Source organism: Wenyingzhuangia sp. IMCC45467, from assembly GCF_054111205.1.
Window position 1 is genome coordinate 2212187 of record NZ_CM134196.1, and the last position, 22533, is coordinate 2234719.

The 22533-nt window shown below is 32.4% G+C and carries 19 protein-coding genes; 13 read left to right on the plus strand and 6 right to left on the minus strand.

Annotated elements, in window-relative coordinates:
* Position 1: 1 nt before the first annotated feature.
* The 4 genes from ACXGQT_RS09485 (at position 2) to groL (ending at position 3249) form a co-directional block, all read left to right on the plus strand.
* A complete protein-coding gene (locus ACXGQT_RS09485) occupies positions 2–739 on the plus strand; it encodes a hypothetical protein (protein ID WP_457828357.1) in 738 nt (245 codons plus the stop codon).
* On the plus strand, positions 736–1104 hold the full coding sequence (gene secG / locus ACXGQT_RS09490; RefSeq protein WP_457828358.1) for a preprotein translocase subunit SecG: 369 nt from the start codon (positions 736–738) through the stop codon (positions 1102–1104). The genes ACXGQT_RS09485 and secG overlap by 4 nt, the downstream gene beginning before the upstream one ends.
* A gap of 138 nt (positions 1105–1242) precedes the next feature.
* The gene (locus ACXGQT_RS09495; RefSeq protein ID WP_068827892.1) at positions 1243–1518 is read left to right on the plus strand and encodes a co-chaperone GroES; all 276 of its coding nucleotides are present in this window, start codon (positions 1243–1245) and stop codon (positions 1516–1518) included.
* A 102-nt stretch (positions 1519–1620) separates the two neighbouring features.
* Entirely contained in the window at positions 1621–3249 is a 1629-nt protein-coding gene (gene groL / locus ACXGQT_RS09500) for a chaperonin GroEL (RefSeq protein WP_457828359.1), read from the plus strand.
* A gap of 75 nt (positions 3250–3324) precedes the next feature.
* Here the strand turns inward: groL and ACXGQT_RS09505 are convergent, their stop codons facing one another.
* A complete protein-coding gene (locus ACXGQT_RS09505; RefSeq protein WP_457828360.1) occupies positions 3325–4731 on the minus strand; it encodes a DUF4270 family protein in 1407 nt (468 codons plus the stop codon).
* A 9-nt stretch (positions 4732–4740) separates the two neighbouring features.
* Complete coding sequence (locus ACXGQT_RS09510) at positions 4741–5550, minus strand: glycogen/starch synthase (RefSeq protein ID WP_457828361.1); 810 nt, start codon at positions 5548–5550, stop codon at positions 4741–4743.
* A gap of 103 nt (positions 5551–5653) precedes the next feature.
* Here ACXGQT_RS09510 and panC point away from each other — a divergent pair, with 103 nt between their 5' ends.
* The 4 genes from panC to radA all read left to right on the plus strand — a co-directional run bounded on the left by panC (position 5654) and on the right by radA (position 9325).
* Positions 5654–6496, plus strand: a complete 843-nt coding sequence (panC, locus tag ACXGQT_RS09515) for a pantoate--beta-alanine ligase (protein WP_457828362.1) — start codon at positions 5654–5656, stop codon at positions 6494–6496.
* Between the two features lie 55 nt (positions 6497–6551).
* Positions 6552–6902, plus strand: coding sequence for an aspartate 1-decarboxylase (gene panD / locus ACXGQT_RS09520; protein ID WP_457828363.1), 351 nt, complete (start codon positions 6552–6554; stop codon positions 6900–6902).
* Positions 6903–6904: 2 nt separating this feature from the next.
* Positions 6905–7873: a lysylphosphatidylglycerol synthase transmembrane domain-containing protein gene (locus ACXGQT_RS09525; protein WP_457828364.1), complete on the plus strand. Its 969-nt coding sequence runs from the start codon at positions 6905–6907 to the stop codon at positions 7871–7873.
* A gap of 96 nt (positions 7874–7969) precedes the next feature.
* Positions 7970–9325, plus strand: coding sequence for a DNA repair protein RadA (radA, locus tag ACXGQT_RS09530; RefSeq protein ID WP_457828365.1), 1356 nt, complete (start codon positions 7970–7972; stop codon positions 9323–9325).
* Between the two features lie 24 nt (positions 9326–9349).
* Here the strand turns inward: radA and ACXGQT_RS09535 are convergent, their stop codons facing one another.
* Entirely contained in the window at positions 9350–10390 is a 1041-nt protein-coding gene (locus ACXGQT_RS09535) for a helix-turn-helix domain-containing protein (RefSeq protein ID WP_457828366.1), read from the minus strand.
* Positions 10391–10493: 103 nt separating this feature from the next.
* Between ACXGQT_RS09535 and ACXGQT_RS09540 the strand changes: the two genes are divergently transcribed.
* The 4 genes from ACXGQT_RS09540 to ACXGQT_RS09555 all read left to right on the plus strand — a co-directional run bounded on the left by ACXGQT_RS09540 (position 10494) and on the right by ACXGQT_RS09555 (position 16406).
* Positions 10494–12914, plus strand: a complete 2421-nt coding sequence (locus tag ACXGQT_RS09540) for a TonB-dependent receptor (protein WP_457828367.1) — start codon at positions 10494–10496, stop codon at positions 12912–12914.
* 11 nt (positions 12915–12925) lie between these two features.
* Positions 12926–14293: a hypothetical protein gene (locus tag ACXGQT_RS09545; protein ID WP_457828368.1), complete on the plus strand. Its 1368-nt coding sequence runs from the start codon at positions 12926–12928 to the stop codon at positions 14291–14293.
* Between the two features lie 109 nt (positions 14294–14402).
* Positions 14403–15902: an ankyrin repeat domain-containing protein gene (locus tag ACXGQT_RS09550; RefSeq protein WP_457828369.1), complete on the plus strand. Its 1500-nt coding sequence runs from the start codon at positions 14403–14405 to the stop codon at positions 15900–15902.
* Between the two features lie 12 nt (positions 15903–15914).
* On the plus strand, positions 15915–16406 hold the full coding sequence (locus ACXGQT_RS09555; protein ID WP_457828370.1) for a DUF2271 domain-containing protein: 492 nt from the start codon (positions 15915–15917) through the stop codon (positions 16404–16406).
* Positions 16407–16491: 85 nt separating this feature from the next.
* On the opposite strand, the gene gpmI is transcribed toward ACXGQT_RS09555, so the two are convergent.
* Positions 16492–18009 carry a 2,3-bisphosphoglycerate-independent phosphoglycerate mutase gene (gpmI, locus tag ACXGQT_RS09560; RefSeq protein ID WP_457828371.1) on the minus strand — a complete coding sequence of 506 codons (1518 nt, stop codon included), beginning with the start codon at positions 18007–18009 and terminating at the stop codon, positions 16492–16494.
* 316 nt (positions 18010–18325) lie between these two features.
* On the opposite strand from gpmI, the gene acs reads away from it, so the two are divergent.
* Positions 18326–20221 carry an acetate--CoA ligase gene (gene acs, locus ACXGQT_RS09565; protein ID WP_457828372.1) on the plus strand — a complete coding sequence of 632 codons (1896 nt, stop codon included), beginning with the start codon at positions 18326–18328 and terminating at the stop codon, positions 20219–20221.
* A gap of 64 nt (positions 20222–20285) precedes the next feature.
* On the opposite strand, the gene ACXGQT_RS09570 is transcribed toward acs, so the two are convergent.
* Complete coding sequence (locus ACXGQT_RS09570; protein WP_457828373.1) at positions 20286–21308, minus strand: UDP-glucose--hexose-1-phosphate uridylyltransferase; 1023 nt, start codon at positions 21306–21308, stop codon at positions 20286–20288.
* A gap of 19 nt (positions 21309–21327) precedes the next feature.
* Positions 21328–22473 (minus strand): galactokinase, encoded by a 1146-nt coding sequence (galK, locus tag ACXGQT_RS09575; RefSeq protein WP_457828374.1) that lies wholly within the window; start codon positions 22471–22473, stop codon positions 21328–21330.
* Positions 22474–22533 lie beyond the last annotated feature (60 nt).

A 22533-nucleotide genomic window follows, 5' to 3' on the forward strand; every position in this document is an offset into this window, starting at 1 on the left:
TATGCAAGAATTTACACAAGCAATAAAAAACAACAATATAGAGACTCTTAGCATAGAGACTTTAGAAAACATTGCCGATAAATTCCCTTTTTTTCAATTAAATAAAACAGTTTTATTAAAAAAATACCACCAACAAGAACATTTTAAATACAACAATGCACTAAAAAACGTTGCCGCGCATACAGTAAACAGAGAAATTCTTTTTGATTTTATTACCCACATCCAAACAACAACCCAAAAAAAAGAAACTTCGGTAAATACTATAGAAAAAGAATCTACTAAAGTTTATATTGAGCAAACCAATCCTCTAGACGAAAACATTACTGAACACGTTTCTAAACCTTTTGAATTCACAAATACCGAAAAGCACAGTTTTAATCAGTGGTTACAAATTTCTAAACCAACCCCTATAAAACGTGAAGTTCCTAAGACAGAAACAAAAGAAAAAAAGATTGCAAACCCTAAACTAAAAATCATCAATCAGTTTATTAATAACAACCCAAAAATAAATCCTGTTAAAAAAAATATACCTATTGATAATACTAACACAATAAACACCAGTTCGGACATTTCTAATGAATTGATGACAGAAACTTTAGCCAAAGTTTATCTTGCTCAAAAAAAATATGAAAACGCAATTCAGGCCTACAAGATTTTAAGTTTGAAATATCCAGAAAAAAGTAGTTTATTTGCAGACCAAATACAAAGAATCAAAATATTACAAAATAATAAATTATGACTTACAACCTATTGTTAATAGTAATCATGGTAGTTGCTGTACTACTTATTTTAATTGTACTAGTTCAAAACCCTAAAGGAGGAGGATTGTCTTCTTCATTAACTGGAGGTTCTGGAGGTACTATTGGTGGTGTTCAAAGCACCAACAATTTTTTAGACAAAGCAACTTGGACTTTGGCTATTGCTTTATTAGCATTAATCTTATTATCTAGCATAGCAATTCCTAGAGATGAAGCTAGTAAATCTGAATTACAAAACACTATTCAACAAAGAGACGAAGTTGCTCCTGCTATAGATGATGAAGCTGCTGATATTGAAGATATCATTAATGACAACTCTACTACTGAAGAAACAACTGAAGAGTAAATCTTAGTCTTTTATACCATATAAAAATGTCATCATGTCACAACATGATGACATTTTTTTTAGTATGATGCCAATACATCAATTGGCATACTTTTCGAATAACAAACAATCAGTAATAACTTTATAAATTAAATAACAATGAGCATAAACATTAAACCATTAGCTGATAGAGTTTTGGTAGAGCCAGCTCCAGCAGAAACAAAAACTGCTTCTGGATTAATTATTCCAGACTCTGCAAAAGAAAAACCTTTAACTGGTACTGTTGTAGCAGCAGGTAAAGGAACAAAAGATGAGCCTATTACTGTAAAAGTTGGTGATACCGTTTTGTACGGTAAATATGCAGGAACTGAATTAGCTTACGAAGGAAAAGATTATTTAATCATGAGAGAGAGCGATATTTTCGCAATCATATAGTAGCACAACACATTAGGCTAAAACCCTTTTATATTAAACTATTATACTCACTAATTTAAAAATAGAGCTATTGGTATTACCATTAGCTAAAAACTTAAAAAAATGGCAAAAGACATTATTTTTGATATTGAAGCACGTGACGGTTTAAAACGCGGAGTAGATGCATTAGCAAATGCAGTAAAAGTAACTTTAGGTCCAAAAGGACGTAATGTAGTTATTGGAAAAGCTTTTGGAGGACCACATATTACTAAAGATGGAGTTTCAGTTGCTAAAGAAATTGAATTATCAGATCCTTTAGAAAACATGGGAGCTCAAATGGTAAAAGAAGTTGCATCTAAAACCAACGATTTGGCTGGAGATGGAACAACTACAGCTACCGTATTAGCACAAGCAATTGTACAAGAAGGTTTAAAGAACGTAGCCGCTGGTGCAAACCCTTTAGACTTAAAAAAAGGGATTGATAAAGCTGTAGCATCTATAATAGCTGGATTGGCAGAACAATCTAAAGAAGTAGGATCTGACTCGAGTCAAATTCAACAAGTAGCTGCTATTTCAGCAAATAACGACAACTCTATTGGTGATTTAATTGCCGAAGCCTTTGGAAAAGTAGGTAAAGAAGGGGTAATTACTGTAGAAGAAGCTAAAGGAACTGAAACTTATGTTGATATTGTAGAAGGAATGCAATTTGACAGAGGATATTTATCTCCTTACTTTGTAACCAATTCAGAAAAAATGTTGGCTGAATTAGACAATCCTTATATTTTATTATACGACAAGAAAATATCTAACTTAAAAGAATTATTACCAATTTTAGAACCTATTTCTCAAAGTGGTAAACCTTTACTAATTATTGCCGAAGATGTTGACGGTGAAGCGTTAGCAACTTTAGTAATGAACAAGTTACGTGGTGCTTTAAAAATTGCTGCTGTAAAAGCTCCTGGTTTTGGAGATAGACGTAAAGCCATGTTAGAAGATATTGCTGTGTTAACAGGAGGTACGGTTATTTCTGAAGAAATGGGATTAACCTTAGAAAACGCTACTTTAGATTCTCTAGGAACTGCAGAAAACATTACTATAGATAAGGACAATACAACTGTTGTGAACGGTGCAGGAACTACAGAAGCTATTGAAGCTAGAGTAAACCAAATTAAAGCGCAAATTGAAACTACTACTTCTGATTATGATAAAGAAAAGCTACAAGAGCGTTTGGCTAAATTAGCTGGTGGTGTTGCCGTATTGTACGTAGGTGCTGCTTCTGAAGTAGAAATGAAAGAAAAGAAAGACAGAGTTGATGATGCTTTACATGCAACAAGAGCTGCTGTAGAAGAAGGTATTGTTGCTGGTGGTGGTGTTGCTCTTGTTAGGGCTAAAGCTGCTTTAGCTAACATTGCAACAGATAATGCTGATGAAAAAACTGGAATAGCCATTGTTAACAGAGCTATTGAAGAACCATTAAGACAAATTGTAAGCAATGCTGGTGGTGAAGGATCTGTAGTGGTTGCTAAAGTAATTGAAGGTTCTGCTGATTTTGGATACAATGCTAAAACAGAAGAATACGTACAAATGTTTGCTGCTGGTATTATTGATCCTACCAAAGTAACTCGTGTGGCTTTAGAAAATGCCGCATCGGTTTCTGGAATGATTTTAACAACTGCATGTACGTTAATCGACATTAAAGAAGATACTCCTGCAATGCCTCCAATGGGTGGTGGTATGCCAGGAATGATGTAAAATCACACATCTAGCTAAAATAAAAATCCCAACTCATATTTGAGTTGGGATTTTTTATATAATATCTTTTTAAAACTATTCAATTTTAGAATAAATAACTTCTAATTTAGGAGCTTTACTAGTTGTTAAATCATTCAACAACAAAGCTCCATTGGGAATTGATGAAGACAAGCTTAAACTTGTACTTTCTGATGCCTCTCTAGCTTTAATTCTTAATTCTGCTATTTCTCCATTTGCCAAAGCAGCTTTTATAAAATCGGTAATAAAAAACTGAATATAAGGATCTTCCAAATTCTCCAAATCATCATACCCTACTATTCCATTAATATCACCAACTCCTAGAGTAATGTAATCATCTACTATAGCTAAGCTACCATCACTTTTAATTCCATATAAATAAAAACTCTGTAAAGTTTGATCATTTACTTCATCTAAATAAATTTTTAACTTAGCTTGATTGATTAACCAATTTTCATCTTGAGAAGCAACACTATTAGCTGTTATTAAACTAGAAATATCTACAGATGTTTCGTAACCTCCTGTTCCTTGAACATACACTTTATCAGCTTCATTACTATTTGCATGATCATGATCATACAAATCATAAACAGCTCCTTGAAATTTAAAAATTAATAATCTCTCTGTTGTATTGTCTTCCTCCTCGGTGTTGTTATTCGTGTTTAAATACGATATTTTAAGTCGAGCTGTAGACAAATCAAGAGGAACTGCAAACCCATTGCCATTTTTAGTAGCAGTCACTTTTAACCCTCTAAAGAAGTCTTTAAAATCATCATCATTTACAATTGTTAAATTGTCAATTTCGTTTAATTTCGATTCAAAATAAGCAGCATCCAACGGAATTCTTAAGGTATCTGCTTCTACGTAAGTAGTCTTAAGCTGAACACCTGTACTTCCTCCAATTACAGTCTCAGTACCTAAATTCTCTTTACTACCGGCATTGTTGGTTCCATCGGAATAATACACTCTTGAAGCACCATTAGCATTTACTTGTTCTAAATACGTTGTAAAAGTACTTACTTGAACATCTATAGTCGTTGCTATGTCTCCAACCATCTTTGCTATTTCAAACTCCTCTGCATTGTCTTCTTTGCTTATCAAAGACAAAGGAAACTCTAAAGTAACTTCTACATCGGAAGTAGTAATATCGGTTGGAGTTTCTGCAGTAGTTCTTTTTAATGGATAGGAATTTGGTACTATTTGCCCTACAATAGAAGCTTTTAAAGTTCCTAACTTAGCATCTGTATACTCTCCCAATAAATAAGTACTCAATAAGTTTGTTCTTACTGTATCTATATTTACTGTTGTAAGTACAGGCTCTACATTAATAGTATCTTTAACAAAGTTATTATTATTAACTAACCCACCTGTTGTAGTTGCAAGTTCATCTGTACAACTCATAAAAAAAACCATAGTACCAAGAGCTGCTATGGTTTTAAAATTTTTAAGATTCAAAAGTCTCATATATGGCTTTTAGTTTAAAACTTTTTCTGTGTAAAACTCTAAATATGCTTCTGCAAAAGTATCTTCAGTTTGATAATCTAAAAATGGTTTTTCTAAATCATCTAAATAATCTTCTAAATCATCATTAACAAATCTACTTGCTTTGATTACCGCATCAGAGTTATCTATAGCACTTTTTATAATATTTGCAAATGTTGGATTTTCTAGCACTTTTGATTTTTCATCAGAAATTTCATCATAACGTACTTTGTTAGCTAAACCTTCATCTAAAGTCCCTTCAAATTCATTATCATAAACAGAAGTTACAATTTTGGTGTTGGCAAACAAAGCATCGTCTTTATAATATTCTTTTAAATATAATGGCAATAAGCATGCCATCCAACCGTGTACGTGAATAATATCTGGAGCCCAATTTAACTTCTTTACTGTTTCTACCACCCCTTTTGCAAAAAAGATAGCTCTTTCATCATTATCAACAAACATATTATCATGCTCATCAGTAAAAGTAGCCTTTCTTTTAAAGTACTCATCATTATCAATAAAATAAACTTGCATTCTTTCCTTAGGAATAGATGCTACCTTAATAATTAAAGGCATGTCCATATCATTAACAATTAAGTTCATTCCTGAAAGTCTTATTACTTCGTGTAATTGATGTCTTCTTTCATTAATCAAACCGAATCTCGGCATAAAAATTCTTGTTTGCACCCCTTTGTGATGGGCTTTTTTTGCCGCCTCGAAAGACATTTCTGACATTTCTGTTAATGGTGTATAAGGGGTCACCTCGCTAGAAACGTATAAAACTCTCTTGTTCTTCATAAATCATTCAATTATTGAATATAATTTTGCAAAAATACGAAAAAATACCCAATATACAGGTATTTATAGTAAGTTTGCAGTTGCTTAAATGTAAACGTAACGAATGAAAGTATTCTCTGTCAAAGAATTAGCTAATTCTTATATTACAGACCTCAAATCTAAAGGGGTTACTGTTGGTTTGGTTCCTACCATGGGAGCTTTACACAAAGGTCATTTATCACTTATAAAAAGTGCTAAAAAAGACAATGATATTGTAGTAGTTAGTATTTTTGTAAATCCTACTCAGTTTAACAATCCTGCTGATTTAGAAAAATACCCACGTACCCTAGAACAAGATTTGGAAAAACTAAAAAGTGTAAACTGTGATATGGTTTTTACTCCCACTACTAGTGAGATGTATAAAGAAAATGAAGTAGTTGAAATTTTTGATTTTCAGGGATTAGACAAAGAAATGGAAGGCAAGTTTAGAGACAACCACTTTAATGGAGTTGGAACTATTGTTAAAAAACTATTTCATATTATTCAACCCAATTGTGCTTATTTTGGCGAAAAAGATTTTCAACAATTACAAATTATTAAAAAACTGGTAAGTATTACCAAACAACCCGTAAAAGTAATTGGCTGTGCTATTGATAGAGAAGAAGATGGATTGGCTGGTAGCTCTAGAAATATGCGATTATCAAAAGAACACAGAGCAAGTGCACCTTTTATTTACAAGACTATTTGTAAAGCCAAGGAAATGGTAAGTAAAACTAATCCATCGGAGATTGAAAAATGGGTTGAGAACGAATTTAAAAATCATCATAATCTAGAATTAGAATATTTTTCTATAGCAGATGAAAACACTCTAAAAAGTGTTAATTCCTTTAGCAAAAACATACAATACAGAGCATTTATTGCCGTTTTTGCAGGAGATATAAGATTGATAGACAACATAGCTCTATAAATTAATTATAAAAAGTTATAGCGTAAATTCAGATATAAATAATTAATTTTGCACCATGCAAATTGAAGTAGTAAAATCTAAAATACACAGGGTTAAAGTTACTGGAGCCGATTTAAACTATATTGGTAGTATTACTATTGATAAAGCTTTAATGGAAGCCGCCAACATGATTGAAGGCGAAAAAGTATCTATTGTAAACGTAAACAACGGTGAACGTTTAGACACTTACATTATTCCAGGAGAAAGAAATAGCGGAGAAATAACTCTAAACGGACCCGCCGCAAGACGTGTAGCTCCTGGAGATATTATTATTATAATTTCTTACGGATTGATGGATTTTGAAGAGGCTAAAAACTTTAGTCCAGCCATTGTCTTTCCTAATGAAGAAACCAATACTCTTACCTAAAATTGAAGGCTAGCGTAAAAAAAACATTAAAAACAGCACTGCCTCTATTATTTGGTGCTTTTTTAATTTGGCTATCCCTTTCTAAGTTTACACAAGAAGAATTAAACGAAATTAAAAACTCCTTTTTAAACGCCAATTATTGGTGGGTAGGTTTTTCTTTATTTTTAGGTTTTTTAAGCCACGTATGTAGAGCTTATAGATGGAAATTTATGCTAAAGCCTTTAGGATATCAGCCAAAGTTCTACAACAATGCCATGGCTGTTTTTGTTGCTTACCTAGTCAATTTAGGAATTCCTAGAGCTGGAGAATTTACTCGTGCTGCTACTATCAATCAATATGAAAATGTTCCTTTTGAAAAGGCTTTTGGAACTATTGTAGCCGAAAGATTGGCAGACATGGTGGTTTATTTACTTTTAATTGTTTTGGCCTTTTTTGCCCAGTACGAATTGATTAAAAAACTAATTATAGATAGAATTCCCCCTAACCCAATATTACTCGCTTTCATAGGGGTATCTATTTTAGGGATTGTTTATTTACTTTTTAATACAATCAAAAAATCAAAAAAACATTTTTTTGTAAAAATAAGAACTTTTGTAATTGGGTTAATTGAAGGAATTCAAACTCTTTTTACGATGAAAAAAAAGTGGACCTACATATTCTACACTTTTTTAATATGGATTCTTTACGTATTAATGTTATACGTGGTAATCTTTGCATTTCCAGAAACAAGTCACTTAGGACTAGATGCTATTTTGATTTGTTTTATTATGGGTACTTTTAGCTTTGCTACCACTAACGGAGGAATTGGAGCTTATCCATACGTAATACAACAAGCCTTATTATTATATGCTATTCCTGAAACCATTGGAGCAAGTTTTGGATGGATTGCATGGACATCTCAAACAGTATTAGTAATTGTTTTAGGAGGTTTGTCTTTTTTATTCTTGCCTATTTTAAATAAAAATAAGTAATGAGTACAAAGTATTAAGTTACGAGAAAAACTTAATATTTCATTTTTATTACATTTACAGCTTTCAACTTTTACCTACTTTACAAACTACTTAATAATGGCTAAAACAAAAACAGCATACTTTTGTCAAAATTGTGGTTCTCAGCACTCAAAATGGATGGGACAATGTGGAACTTGTAAAGAATGGAACACCATTGTAGAAGAAGTAATTGCCAAAGAAGAAAAAGCAGATTGGGTTATTGATAACAAACCAAGAAAAAACAATACAGCTCTTAAGGTAAAAGACATAGAAATTAAAAACGAAACCAGATACAATGCTGTTAGTACAGAACTAAACAATGTTTTAGGAGGTGGAATTGTACCAGGATCTATTATTTTGTTGGGAGGAGAACCCGGAATAGGAAAATCTACCTTAATGCTCCAAGTAGCTTTAAGCATGAAACATAAAGTACTCTATGTATCGGGAGAAGAAAGCCAAACACAAATAAAATTAAGAGCAGAACGTGTACAAAATTTAAATCACGATTGTTTAATTTTAACAGAAACCAACACTCAAAAAATATTTAAGTCAATACAAATAGAACAACCTGAAGTATTGGTTATAGACTCTATTCAAACACTACACACAGATTATGTTGAAAGTTCTGCTGGTTCTATTTCACAAATAAAAGAAACCACCACAGAACTTATAAAATTTGCCAAAGAAACTGGAGTTCCTGTTTTGGTTATAGGTCACATTAACAAAGAAGGAAGTATTGCTGGTCCTAAAATTTTAGAACACATGGTTGATGTAGTTTTACAGTTTGAAGGAGACAGAAATCATACCTACAGAATTTTAAGAGCTTTAAAAAACAGATTTGGATCTACACAAGAATTAGGAATTTTTGAAATGAGAGCTGGCGGATTAAGAGAGGTTAAAAACCCATCAGAAATATTAATCTCTAAAAAAGATGGAGATTTAAGTGGAACCTCTATTGCTGCTACGCTAGAAGGTATGAGACCTTTAATGATAGAAGTCCAAGCTTTGGTTAGCACAGCTGTTTATGGAACTCCTCAACGTTCTGCCACAGGCTACAATCTAAAACGATTAAACATGATTTTAGCCGTTTTAGAAAAAAGAGCTGGATTTAGATTAGGGGCAAAAGATGTGTTTTTAAACATTACAGGAGGTATTTCTGTAGATGATCCTGCTATTGATTTGGCTGTAGTTGTAGCTGTTTTATCTAGTAATGAAGACGAACCTATTCCTCAAAATTATGCTTTTGCTGCGGAGGTAGGCTTAACAGGAGAAATAAGACCTATTAACCGTGTTGAGCAAAGAATTACAGAGGCCGAAAAACTTGGTTTTGAAAAAATATTCATCTCAAAATTCTGCAAAGTATCTCAGAAAGAAAGCAATATAGAAATTATAAAAATATCTAAAATTGAAGACTTGGTAGATTTATTGTTTTAGTTTCAATTAAAATTAAATACTATTTTAAAAAACAAAAAAATCACACACTAAAAATTCAAAATCATTTACACAGGTCAAGTACAATATTTGATATAAATTCTTTTTTAACTGACTTGGCAAATACCCTAACTTCTTTTTAAAAGCGACAGTAAAATGTTGAGGATTTTTATAACCAACCTCATAAGAAGCTTGTGAAATGGTATAGTTTTCTTTCTGAATCAAGTCTTTAGCTTTATCTATTCTCAACGAAGTAATGTACTTAAAAATGGTTGTACCATAAACAGCTTTAAATGCTTTTTTTAGTTTAGACGTATTTAAACCTGCCAAAATAGCCAACTCAACAATTGGCATTTCTTCTTTCAGATGTTTCTTTATGTGCTCTTCTACTTGTTTTAAAGATTTTACATCGTAAGCATCCATGCTTTCTGTAACAGAAGTAGCAACGTAATGACTCATTGCCACAATAAGCAGTTCTTTTATTTTTAATTCTAAAAAAACTCTACGCTTAACTCCTTCATAATTACAATACAGAATATCATTAATAATACTTAGCATTTCTTCAGAAATAAACAACCCCTTGGTCAGAACATCCAAATTCTTTTTATAACTCTTTTGTTCTAACATCTCCAAAACATGAATAAACTCTTTTCCTGTAATTTCTTCTAAAAAAGCTTTGGTAAAAAACAACTCTATCGATTTGCTATTGTTTTTTGTATTTACAATTTGTTCATCGTGTTGTGTAACATACAACAAATTGTACATTCCTTTTGTTAACTCTAAACACTTTGCAAATTTTTTATCAAACCTATATGTAGCTGTTCCTCCAACTTCAAAATGCAACTTAAAAGCAGGTTCACCATGGAAAACCAAAGTTAAATCTTCTTCTGCAACCTTTAATTCGTTAGCAAAAAAACACAGTCCATTTAACCTAATATGCTGTATAATTCCCTGAACTTGATCTTCTTTAATCTGCATACTACGTTCCATTACATTTACTTGTGCATAAGGAACCGTTTTTAACACCTTTTCTTCTTTAGCAATTATATTATTTAGATTAAGTCTCATTAATTCCTTTTGCGTTATTATAAATTCCTTTTGCGTTATCTAGACTAGTTAAACACAAGGTACTTTTGCAAAAGTAAATTATTTTTATCAAATCTAAATAGAAGTGAAGATTAAATTATTTTTGATTGCTCTAATCACAACCTCAGTATTTTATGCTCAAGGAATACAGCACGTAATTTCTGGGAAAGTAATGGATCAAACAGGTTTTCCACTATTAGGTGCAACTATTTTAATGGATAACAATAAATACACCGCTATAACTAACCATGAAGGTGAATATCTATTACCTAATATTCCTATAGGAAAACACACCATAGAAGCAATATACATTGGATATTCTATTGAAAAGAAAGAGATTTTTGTAAAGAAGAAAAACAGAAACACGTGCAATTTCACCTTAAAAGAAAACTCAGAATCTTTACAACAAGTTAACCTACATAGTAAAACAGAAAAAACAAAAATAGAAACTGAAGGTTTTGCTGTAAATGTAATTGAAACAAAAGAAGCATCATTAAGAAACTTAACTACCAATGAATTATTAGATAGATCTGTAGGTGTACGAATCAGACAAAACGGAGGAATTGGGGCTAACGTAGAATATAACCTAAATGGTATGTCTGGAAGTACTGTCGGAATATTTCTTGATGGTTTAGAGATTTCAACATATGGTCAATCTTTTAATCTTAATAACATCCCAACTTCTATGATTGAGCGTATAGAGGTATATAAAGGTGTATTACCATCACACCTTACAGGTGATTATGCAGGTGGAGCTATCAATGTAGTATTAAAAAAAGATGTTTCTATCAATAATGTCACTTTAGCTTCATCATACGGATCGTTCAACACTTCTCAATCTGATATTGGAGCAATGCTTCGTGATAAAAAAACAGGACTTGCATTTAGAGGTTCTGCATTTCATATATATACAGATAACAGCTATGAAACCTGGGGAGAATCCACAACTTATGTAAATCATTTAGGACAAATTACCAAAAACTATCGTGCCAAACGATTTAACAATACTTATAAATCCTTTGGGGGGCGTTTTGAATTTGGAATTACAGACAAAAAATGGACAGATCAATTTTTTATAGGATATAATGGTTCTAGCAACTACAGAGAAATACCACATGGTGTAACCATGGCCGTTCCATATGTAGGTAGATATAGCGAAGCTAAAGCTCATGTATTATTGCTTAATTATAGTAAAGATGATTTTTTAACAAAAGATCTATCTCTTAAAGTTAATGCTGCAAGAAGTTACAGAAGCACTTATCTACAAGACACTGTGGGCATAGCTTACAACTGGGACGGTAAACCAAGAGAAGTAGTTGAATATGGAGAAAGAGTACCTCTTAAAGCACTTAATGGTGGTCAACAGGGAGATAAAGTTATTTCAAATACCGATAGAGAAATTACCAATATGCGTTCTAACTTAGGTTATACATTAACTGATGGGCATAAAATATCCATAAACCATAAATACGAAGCAACAGATAGAGAAGACAAAGACTTATTGAACTCTACCATAACTGATTACGCAACAATTAGTACTATTTCTCAACATATATTATCGTTTAATTACGAGGCGGAAACCTTTAACAAAAAGTTACTAACAAACTTGTTAGGTAAATATACATACAATCATACAAGTCAAACAGAATACGATATTATCGCAAATAATGGGGTTAATTCAATTGTAAAAAAAGATACTGTTTCTAGTAATGATAACTTTGGGTATGGAGCTACTATATCATATAACGTTATTCCTCACTTATATATTATTGCTTCTACAGAAAACACTTACATAGCACCTACAGACAATCAATTGTTTGGAGCACCAGATCTAAATATACTACCAAACACAAAATTAAAACCAGAAAAAAACATCAATTACAATTTAGGTTTTCGTGTAAAAACATTAAAGTTAAACAAGCACAAAATATCTATTTATGCAAATCTTTTTTTACGTAATGGATATGACAAAATTGCTCAAAAAGCTGTAGATGTAACTGAAATTGAAGTAGAAGAAGATGCCGATATTCAAGTCACCAAATATGTAAACCTAGGAAAAACACAAGCAAAAGGGTATGAGGCAGAAATTATATACATCTATAATAATCGATTAAATACTTCTTTAAATTTTTCAAAATTTATCAATGCGCATAAAGAAGCACCATATTACAACCAACAACTAATTAACGAACCTTTTTTTACAATCAATGCAAATTTACAATATAGGTTCAATAATATCTTTCAAAAAAAATCCATCCTAAACACTTATTACACTATTGGCTATGTAGGTGAATATTATACCGTATGGGGAGAGCCAGAATGGTCTAAAACCCCAAGTCAATTATCACATGACATGGGATTGAGTTATCGTTTTCCTTCTAAAAAATTAGTGGCAAGCCTAGATGTTAAAAACATATTTAATGCGGAAGTCTACGACAACTTCAGAATACAAAAACCAGGTAGAGGAATCTACTTCAAATTAAATTATACAATCAATAAATTTTAATAATTAAAACCATGAAAAAAAATCTATTCAAAATAGGAATAATGAGTATTGCATTAGCTTTTACAAGCTGTGACGATAACACAACAACAGAAATTGAAAATCCAGTAGAAGATACTACACGCTACATTACCTTAACAGCATCTTTCCCAGACGATGAAGGAACTGGAGGTAATGGAGGGACTCGTGCATATGGTATTACTGTAGAAAATGCAGAGGATCCAAATTATATTGTAGACCTTTTAAAATATGAAGGTGGAGTATTTGTAGAAGGAATTGGATTAAAATCTAGCCGTACAGCTCGTGTACAAGCTTCTGCGGATGGTAAATATTTATACAACATACAATATACAGGTACAGAAGGTGGTGTGTTTAACAAATACTTAGTTGGTGAAGGTGGTAACTTTGAAGAGGTAGGGTATGAATTAAATACTGCAGCTATTTTAGGTACAGCTCCACGTTGGATGAAAGCAGCAGAAGGAACTGGTATTGGAGTTTATGCAAGCTCACATGACGTAGCATATGAAGGAGAAGAAGGAAATTATAGCTTTTTAAGTGCTGATAGTGAAATAAAAATAGCTGTTTTAGATTTAGACCAGACAGCTATTATTAACACAGCTATATTTGATTTTCCATGGTCAGATGAAGATAAAGCAGCAGGTTACAACGTAGGACGTGTAGATGTTCCTATCTTAAACGCTGCTAAAACCAAGCTTTTTATCGGATGTAGAACAAGAAAATATGATGTTACAGCAACTCCTACTTTAAATGACGATGGTATCCCGGTATGGCCTTATGGTGAAATTGACGGTACAAAAACTTTAGTACTAGACTACCCTTCATTAAAAAACCCTACAGTAATTACTTCTACCAACTCAACAGAAGTTAACAATTCTTACCGTACTATGACTCAATACGTAGGTACAGATGGACACGTTTATCAAGCTACAGCTACATCAGGTGCAGATATTTTACGTATTAGCAGTACAACTAATGACTATGACCAAAGCTATCATTTTGATTTAAACGATGCAATTGGTGTTACTGGAGCACAAATTAAAGCTTGGAGATACATTAAAGACGGAATTGGTGTTGTGTTATACACTTCAGATGATGCAGATGGAGGTTATATTGCTTTAATTGACTTAAACACCCCATCAAACTCAGTGAAATTAGCTACAGATGTTGAAGCAGATGCAGACTTAGAATCAACATTCCGTCAATTCCAAAACATTGGTTTAGTTGGAGACAACGCTTATGTTCCATTGACTCCTTCAGGTAAAGAGGGTAATATTTATGTTATCAACACTGTAACTAAAGAGATTACAAAAGGAGCTCAGTTAAAAACTATTTCTGGTAGTTACTACTTAGGAGCTTACTAAGAGTAAAAACAACTATAATTTAGCAAGCTACATTCCTTGCTAAACCTTATAAAATTTTAAGTCCCTTTTTAACCTTTGTTAGAAAGGGGCTTTCCTAATAAAAACAAGTATGAAGAAAATAAAATTGTTGAGCTTATCATTGTTGGCCGTATCACAATTTACCTTTGCTCAAAGAGGAGGACCTCAAAGTAAAAATGCATTTCACAATCGTTCGTTTTGGCAAACACAACCTAACGTTGAAACTGTAAAACAAAAAATTAAAGAAGGAAACGATGCCGTTACACCAAACGGAGCTGCATTTGATGCCTTAAGCTATGCCATTATGGCCAAAGCACCTGTAAAAACTATTGAATATTTATTGTCTTTACCAGGAAATAACATCAACAAACCTACACACGATGGTAGAAGTTACTTAATGTGGGCAGGATATTCAGGAGACATTCCTACCATGGAGTTATTATTAAAAAAAGGAGCAGATATTAACATTGCTGGTAGCCATGGTTTTACTTGGTTTACTTTTACTTTAAATGCAGGTCATGAAAACACTAAAATTTATGATTTAATGGCAGCAAATGGTGTAGATTTAAAAAGCACTACCAGAACAGGGGCCAATGCAATTATGTTATTAGCAGCCCACTCTAAAGATGGAAAAATTATTGATTATTTTCAACAAAAGGGAGTAGATGCACGTGCGAAGGATAACAATGGAAATAATGTTTTATTTTACGCTGCACAACGTGGTAATTTAAGTCTAATTAAAAACTTTATTAACAAAGGGTTTGATTATAAACAACTAAATAACAAAGGAGAAAATCTTGCTCTTTATGCTAGCCACGGAGGAAGAGGTTCTAGCAATTCTATAGAAGTATTTGAATATTTTGACAGCTTAGGTTTAAGCATGAATCTTAGTAATCCAGAAAATCAAAATGCCTTACATTTTGTTTGTAGCAACACCAAAGATGTTAAAATTATTGACTATTTTATCAACAAAGGGGCTAATGTACGTCAAAAAGATACACAAGGAAACACTCCTTTTTTAAATGCTTGTAGAGGAGGAAACATCTTAGCAGTAAACAAGTTATTACCACAGATTAAAGACATCAATCAAAAAAACAACGAAGGGATCTCTGCTGTTATTTATGCAACGCAACGTATTAACAAAGAGTTGTTAGATATTTTATTAGCAAACAATGTACAGTTAGATGTAGTGGATAAAGACGGAAACAATTTATATTATTATTTATTTAATGCTTATAACAACCGATCTAAAGCTCATTTTAACGATTTTGTAAACGTTTTAAAACAAAACAACATTTCATTTGCAAAAGCTGCATCAAACACAACTCCGTTGCATATTGCCATAGAAAAAGGACAGGAAGACTTAATTTTAACAGCTATTGAATTGGGAGCTAACATTAACCAAAAAAATAGCGATGGATTAACTCCGTTACATTTATCAGCAATGAAAGCAACCAATGATAAAACTTTAAAATTATTATTAAGCAAAGGAGCTGATAAAAGTATTTTAACAGATTTTGAAGAAAGTGCTTATGATTTGGCTACAGAAAACGAATTGTTAAAAAACACTGATATTACTTTTTTAAAATAAATTTAATTTGATATGAAAGCATTTAAATATATCTTTCTTGTAGCATGCTTATCTTTAATGGCATTTACTACTTTAAAAACGACTGAAGCCACACAAAAATATAAGTGTATGGTTCAGTTAAAAAACTATCAAGGTGAAGGGGCTTATGTAATTGTTTCTTTAGTTGATAAAAACGGCAAGTATTTAAAAACCTTACAAGTTTTAGGAGATGACACAAAATGGTATGCAGATATCACTTCTTGGTGGTCTTTCTTTGAACCTAAAGAAAAAACAACAAATATTGATGCTATTACTGGAGCAACAATTGCTGGTGGAGAACGTGCTGTTTTTGTTATAGAAGTAAACCAAAATGACATTAACAAAGGAAATAAAATCCGTTTTGAAACTTCTGTAGAGCAACAAGAATATCATATTAAAGATTTAGAAATTGCATTAGACTCTGAGATGCAAAAAAAATATGAAGGAACGGGATACATTCGTTATGTTAGAATTATGCCTAACTAAATTACTTTCTTTAAAAGTTATTTTTAAAACCAAAAAAGCTCAACAATTTACTTTGTTGAGCTTTTTTTAAAATATTTTAATTCCTTTACACCAAAGGAAATCTTGTCATTTCTTCTGGTTGATCTACACCAATTAATTTTAAAATAGTTGGAGCTACATCTCCCAAAACACCATCTTTTATTTCCTTTAATTCTTTATCTACTAAAATCATAGGAACTGGGTTGGTCGTATGTGCTGTGTTTGGAGATCCATCAGGATTCATCATTACCTCACAATTACCATGATCGGCAATTAATAATGTTGAATATCCATTTTCTAAACCTGTTTCTATTACAGCCTTAGCACATTCATCCACCGCTTCACAAGCTTTAATAGCTGCATCCATCATTCCAGTATGCCCCACCATATCACCATTAGCAAAGTTTAAGCAAACAAAGTCTGCTTCTCCCTTTTTTAAATCTTCACATAAAGCATCTTTTAATTCGTAAGCACTCATTTCTGGTTTTAAATCATAAGTAGCAACCTTGGGTGAGTTTCGTAAAATTCTTGACTCTCCCTCGAATGGTTCTTCTTGACCTCCAGAGAAAAAGAAAGTTACGTGAGGATATTTTTCTGTTTCTGCAATACGAATTTGTTTTTTTCCTGCTTTAGATAAAACCTCTCCAATGGTATTTTTAATATTATCGTTATTATAAATTACGTTAATTCCTTTAAACGTTTCATCGTATAAAGTAATAGTGGTAAAGTATAAATCTAGCTTTTTTGTTTCTTGCTCAGGGAAATCATTCTGAGATAACATATTGGTTAACTCTCTACCTCTATCAGTTCTATAATTAAAGAAAATAACAGCATCGCCTTCTTCTATCTTAGCTTTTGGAGCTCCATCTGCATGGGTCATAATTACTGGCTTTATAAACTCATCAGTAATATCATTTGCATAGTTTTCTTTTAAGGTAGCTACCGCATCAGTAGATTTTGTACCTTCAGCTTTTACCACTGCATCATAAGCTAACTTTACTCTCTCCCAACGATTATCTCTATCCATTGCATAATAACGACCAGTCATTGAAGCCAATTCACCAGTAGTTTCCGCCATGTATTCTTGAATTTCATTAATGAAATGTGCTCCAGATTTTGGATCACAATCACGTCCATCTGTAAAGGCGTGTAAAAATAAATTATCTACCTGGTTGTCTTTAGCTACATCAAGTAATCCTTTAATATGGTCTATGTGAGCGTGAATTCCACCATTAGAAACCAACCCTAATAAATGAACTTTTTTATTGTTTTCTTTTGCGTATTTATAAGTATCAACCAAAACTTTTTCTTGACCTAAAGTTTTGTCTCTTACCGCCATATTAATCTTAGTTAAATTCTGATATACAATTCTACCAGCTCCTAAATTCATATGTCCAACCTCAGAATTCCCCATTTGTCCATCAGGCAAACCAACAAACTCTCCATCAGTACGCAAACTAGCATTTGGATATTTATCATACAAAGAATCAATATAAGATGTGTTTGCATTAAATACTGCAGATACTTTTGGGTCTTGAGTAATTCCCCACCCATCAAGAATCATTAAGATTACTTTTTTGTTCATTTTAGTTGAATTTTATTTCTATTTACAAATATAAACAGAAGCATTTAGTTTTATAGCTTAAAGAGTTAATAAACATAGAAAAGGTTTTCGAACACAAATCTTCTATAATTCATTTATCAAACAAACGCTTTTATTCCATTTTTTGATGAAAATTAACACTTATTTCAAATGTATTTTACTTAAATTTATTGCCAATATTTAAAGTTTATATTTAAAAATATGACGATTATACACAATACTGTGTAGTTTATATAAAAAAATGTAATAGACTTAAAAAAACTTCTAAATTTAAAAAACCAACAAATATATTATTATAATGAAAATTAAATCTTATAGACAATACAAAGAAGACTATAAAGAAAGCATACAAAGCCCCGAAGTATTTTGGGCAGACATAGCTAAACAATTTACTTGGCGAAAAAAATGGGACAAAGTTGTTGAAGCTGATTTTAACAAACCAGAAGTAAAATGGTTTGTTGGCGGAAAACTAAACATCACCGAGAACTGTTTAGACAGACATTTAGAAAAAAATGGAAATAAAACAGCTATTATTTGGGAACCTAATAATCCAAAAGAAGAATCTAGACATATTACCTACAAACAATTATACCACAAAGTATCTGCATTTGCCAATGTTTTAAAAAACAAAGGAATTCAAAAAGGAGATAAAGTTTGCTTATACATGCCTATGATTCCTGAACTAGCTATTGCCATGTTGGCTTGTGCTAGAATTGGAGCTGTTCACTCTATTGTATTTGCAGGGTTTTCTGCATCAGCCTTGGCTAGTAGAATTAACGATTCTGAATGTAAATTATTAATCACCGCTAATGAGGTTTACAGAGGTACAAAACCTATTAACCTAAAAGCTGTTTGTGATGAAGCTTTAGAAAAAACACCTTCTATTAAAAATGTAATTGTATATCGTAGAACAGTAGAGCCAACTACTATGAAAGAAGGTAGAGATACTTTTTGGTTTGATGAGTTACAAAAAATAGAAGACGATTACTGTCCTGCTGTAGATATGGATGCAGAAGATATGTTATTTATTTTATACACCTCTGGTTCTACAGGAACTCCAAAAGGAATGGTTCATACCTGTGGAGGTTATATGGTAGGAACTACCTACACTTTCCAAAATGTTTTCCAAACCAAAAAGAACGATGTTTATTGGTGTACGGCAGATATTGGTTGGATTACTGGACACTCTTATATTATATACGGACCTTTGGCTTCTGGGGCAACTACCGTGATGTTCGAGGGAGTTCCATCTTATCCAGATTACGGTCGTTTTTGGGAGATTGTTGAAAAATTAAAAGTAACTCATTTTTACACAGCTCCAACAGCTATTAGAGCCTTAGCAAAACAACCATTACACTACGTAGAAAAATATAATTTAGACAGCTTAAAAGTATTAGGGTCGGTAGGAGAACCTATTAATGAAGAAGCTTGGCACTGGTACAACGATAATATTGGTAAAGGAACTTGTCCTATTGTAGATACTTGGTGGCAAACAGAAACAGGGGGAATTATGATTTCTGCCATGGCAGGAATAACCCCTTTAAGACCTACTTTTGCTACACAACCTTTACCTGGTGTTCAACCTGTTTTATTAGATCCAGAAGGGAATGAATTAACGGATTCTCCAGCAGAAGGAAGTTTAGCCATTAAAGGAGCTTGGCCATCTATGGCTAGAACTATTTACGGAAATCACCAACGTTATAAGGAAACATATTTCTCTGCATTTCCTGGTAAGTACTTTACAGGTGATGGTGCCTACCGTGATGCCATGGGGAACTACAGAATTACAGGTCGTATGGATGATGTTATTATTGTTTCTGGTCACAACTTAGGTACTGCTCCTATTGAAAATGCCATTAATGAACACGATGATATTGTAGAATGTGCCATTGTTGGTTTCCCTCATGATATTAAAGGAAATGCTTTATACGCTTATGTTACCAAGTATGATAACGTTACTACTGATGAAGACGTATTACGCAAAGAAATTAATCAGGTTATTACCAAAACTGTTGGTGCCATTGCCAAATTAGACAAAATTCAATTTGTTAGTGGGTTGCCTAAAACACGTTCTGGTAAAATAATGAGAAGAATTTTAAGAAAAATAGCCTCTAACGATGCTGAAAACTTAGGAGATATTTCTACATTATTAAACCCTGAAGTGGTAGAAGAAATAAAACAAAATGTATTATAAAAAACATAAAAACCCCAAAATCATTGATTTTGGGGTTTTTCATTATGCTTATATTTTAAAAATACTACAATAATTCTCTTAATCTTTGTGCTGCACCTTCGGCAGTAATATCACGTTGTGGGGTTCCAAACATTTCGTAACCTACCATAAACTTTTTAACCGTTGCACTTCTTAACAATGGCGGATAAAAACTCATGTGCCAATGCCAGTGACTATTATCACCTCCATCGGTTGGAGCTTGGTGAATTCCACTAGAATATGGGAAAGATGTATTAAACAATTTATCATACACTTTTGTTAACACAGAAATAGCTTCGGCATATAACTCTGCTTCTTTTTCTGTTATATCCAAAATACTATTTTGTTGATTTTTAGGAGCAATCATCGCCTCAAAAGGCCAAACAGCCCAGAAAGGAATTAAGACTACAAATGCATCATTTTCAAAAATAACACGTTCTCTATCTCCATTTAATTCTTGTTTTAAATAATCTCCCAATAAACTAGATTTTTTATCAGCAAAGTAACTTTTTTGAGTCGCATCTTTTTTAGAAACCTCATTTGGCAAGCTAGATTGTGACCAAATTTGTCCGTGTGGATGTGGATTACTACAACCCATTACCGCTCCTTTGTTTTCAAAAATCTGCACGTATTTAATCGCATCATTAGACCCGATTTCTTTATACTCATGTTGCCATGTTTTTACCACTTCTGTAATTCCTGGAACATCCATATCTGCCAAACTTTTTGAGTGATCAGGACTAAAACAAATTACTTTACAAATTCCTGTTTCACTTTGTGCTTGCAACAAACCATCATTTACCTCAAACGAAGGAGAATCACTTTGCAAAGCAGCAAAATCGTTGGTAAAAACATAAGTACCCGTATATTTAGGGTTTACATCTCCACTAATTCTTGTGTTTCCTGCACACAAATAACAAGACTCGTCATATTCTGGTCTTTTTTCGTTATTTACGGCTTCGTTTTGACCTTGCCAAGGACGTTTAGATCTGTGTGGAGAAACCAATACCCACTCTCCTGTTAAGATGTTAAACCTCTTATGTGAATAATCTTCTAAATTCTTATCCATTTTTAATATCTTTTCTTGATTAAATTAATTTTGTTCCATCAGACAATCCTACCTCATAAGGAGAACATTCGTGACCAAATTTTTTTGTATACGCTTCAATGGCTGTTTTCTTAAAACTTTCAACAGCTGTTTTTTTGATTAAATTAATCGTACAACCTCCAAAACCACCACCCATCATTCTTGCTCCAAGTACGTCTGAGTTTTCTTTTGCCAAATCGACCAAAAAGTCTAACTCCTCACAACTCACTTTGTATTGATGTTGTAATCCATTATGAGATCCGTAGATAAGATTTCCTAAACCAACCAAATCATCACTCTTAATAGCAATGGCAGCAGCTTCGGCTCTTGCATTTTCTTGTACTACATATAATACTTTTTGATAATCTTCTGCAGATAGTTGCTCTTTTACTTTATCTAAATCGGTAATTGTAGCATCTCTTAAAGCCTCTATTTCTAACATTTCTGCTGTTTTTTCACAAACGGCACGTCTATCATTATAAGCACTATCAGACAATTTGTGTTTTACATTGGTATTAAACAACAAGAGTTGATAATCTTTAAAATCAATAGTAAAAGGTTCTGCTTGTGCCGTTCTACAATCTAACAACAAAGCACTATTTTCTATTCCGAACATAGAAGCATATTGATCCATAATTCCACATTTTACCCCAACATAATTATGTTCGGCTGCTTGTGAAATTAAAATCATTTGATATTTGGTTAAGTTAAGAGCAAACAACTCATTAATTCCAAAAACAACACTATTTTCAAGAGCTGCAGATGATGACATTCCAGCACCATCGGGAATATTCCCTCCAAACACAATATCAAAATTCCCTACTGTTTTTCCTAATTTTTGAGTTTCTGCAACCACACCAACCACATAAGCATGCCAACTAGATAAGTTTTTAGTATCTAAATTATTAACATCAAATTGATAAGTTTCATCCATATCAATAGCAACAGCAGTAGAAACTGCTGCATCTGTTTTTTGAATAGCAGCTACAATTCCTTTATCAATTGCTGCAGGAAAAACAAACCCTGCATTATAATCTGTATGCTCTCCAATTAAGTTGATACGACCTGGTGAATAAATAAGTACAGGCTCTGATGTAAATTTTTTAGCAAAGCTTTGTGTTACTTTTTGAACTAATTTAGTATCCATATTTTATGAATTTAAACATGATTAAGAACTTAACCATTTATTAAAAGTTAAGTTTGATTT

What these genes read in the sequence shown, in the direction of transcription:
- ACXGQT_RS09485 (WP_457828357.1), top strand. Translation starts at nt 2, where the DNA reads ATGCAAGAATTTACACAAGCAATAAAAAACAACAATATAGAGACTCTT.
- secG (WP_457828358.1), top strand. Translation starts at nt 736, where the DNA reads ATGACTTACAACCTATTGTTAATAGTAATCATGGTAGTTGCTGTACTA.
- ACXGQT_RS09510 (WP_457828361.1), bottom strand. Translation starts at nt 5,550, where the DNA reads ATGAAGAACAAGAGAGTTTTATACGTTTCTAGCGAGGTGACCCCTTAT.
- ACXGQT_RS09550 (WP_457828369.1), top strand. Translation starts at nt 14,403, where the DNA reads ATGAAGAAAATAAAATTGTTGAGCTTATCATTGTTGGCCGTATCACAA.
- acs (WP_457828372.1), top strand. Translation starts at nt 18,326, where the DNA reads ATGAAAATTAAATCTTATAGACAATACAAAGAAGACTATAAAGAAAGC.
- ACXGQT_RS09555 (WP_457828370.1), top strand. Translation starts at nt 15,915, where the DNA reads ATGAAAGCATTTAAATATATCTTTCTTGTAGCATGCTTATCTTTAATG.
- panD (WP_457828363.1), top strand. Translation starts at nt 6,552, where the DNA reads ATGCAAATTGAAGTAGTAAAATCTAAAATACACAGGGTTAAAGTTACT.
- ACXGQT_RS09495 (WP_068827892.1), top strand. Translation starts at nt 1,243, where the DNA reads ATGAGCATAAACATTAAACCATTAGCTGATAGAGTTTTGGTAGAGCCA.
- ACXGQT_RS09535 (WP_457828366.1), bottom strand. Translation starts at nt 10,390, where the DNA reads ATGAGACTTAATCTAAATAATATAATTGCTAAAGAAGAAAAGGTGTTA.
- panC (WP_457828362.1), top strand. Translation starts at nt 5,654, where the DNA reads ATGAAAGTATTCTCTGTCAAAGAATTAGCTAATTCTTATATTACAGAC.
- groL (WP_457828359.1), top strand. Translation starts at nt 1,621, where the DNA reads ATGGCAAAAGACATTATTTTTGATATTGAAGCACGTGACGGTTTAAAA.
- ACXGQT_RS09570 (WP_457828373.1), bottom strand. Translation starts at nt 21,308, where the DNA reads ATGGATAAGAATTTAGAAGATTATTCACATAAGAGGTTTAACATCTTA.
- gpmI (WP_457828371.1), bottom strand. Translation starts at nt 18,009, where the DNA reads ATGAACAAAAAAGTAATCTTAATGATTCTTGATGGGTGGGGAATTACT.
- galK (WP_457828374.1), bottom strand. Translation starts at nt 22,473, where the DNA reads ATGGATACTAAATTAGTTCAAAAAGTAACACAAAGCTTTGCTAAAAAA.
- ACXGQT_RS09545 (WP_457828368.1), top strand. Translation starts at nt 12,926, where the DNA reads ATGAAAAAAAATCTATTCAAAATAGGAATAATGAGTATTGCATTAGCT.
- radA (WP_457828365.1), top strand. Translation starts at nt 7,970, where the DNA reads ATGGCTAAAACAAAAACAGCATACTTTTGTCAAAATTGTGGTTCTCAG.
- ACXGQT_RS09505 (WP_457828360.1), bottom strand. Translation starts at nt 4,731, where the DNA reads ATGAGACTTTTGAATCTTAAAAATTTTAAAACCATAGCAGCTCTTGGT.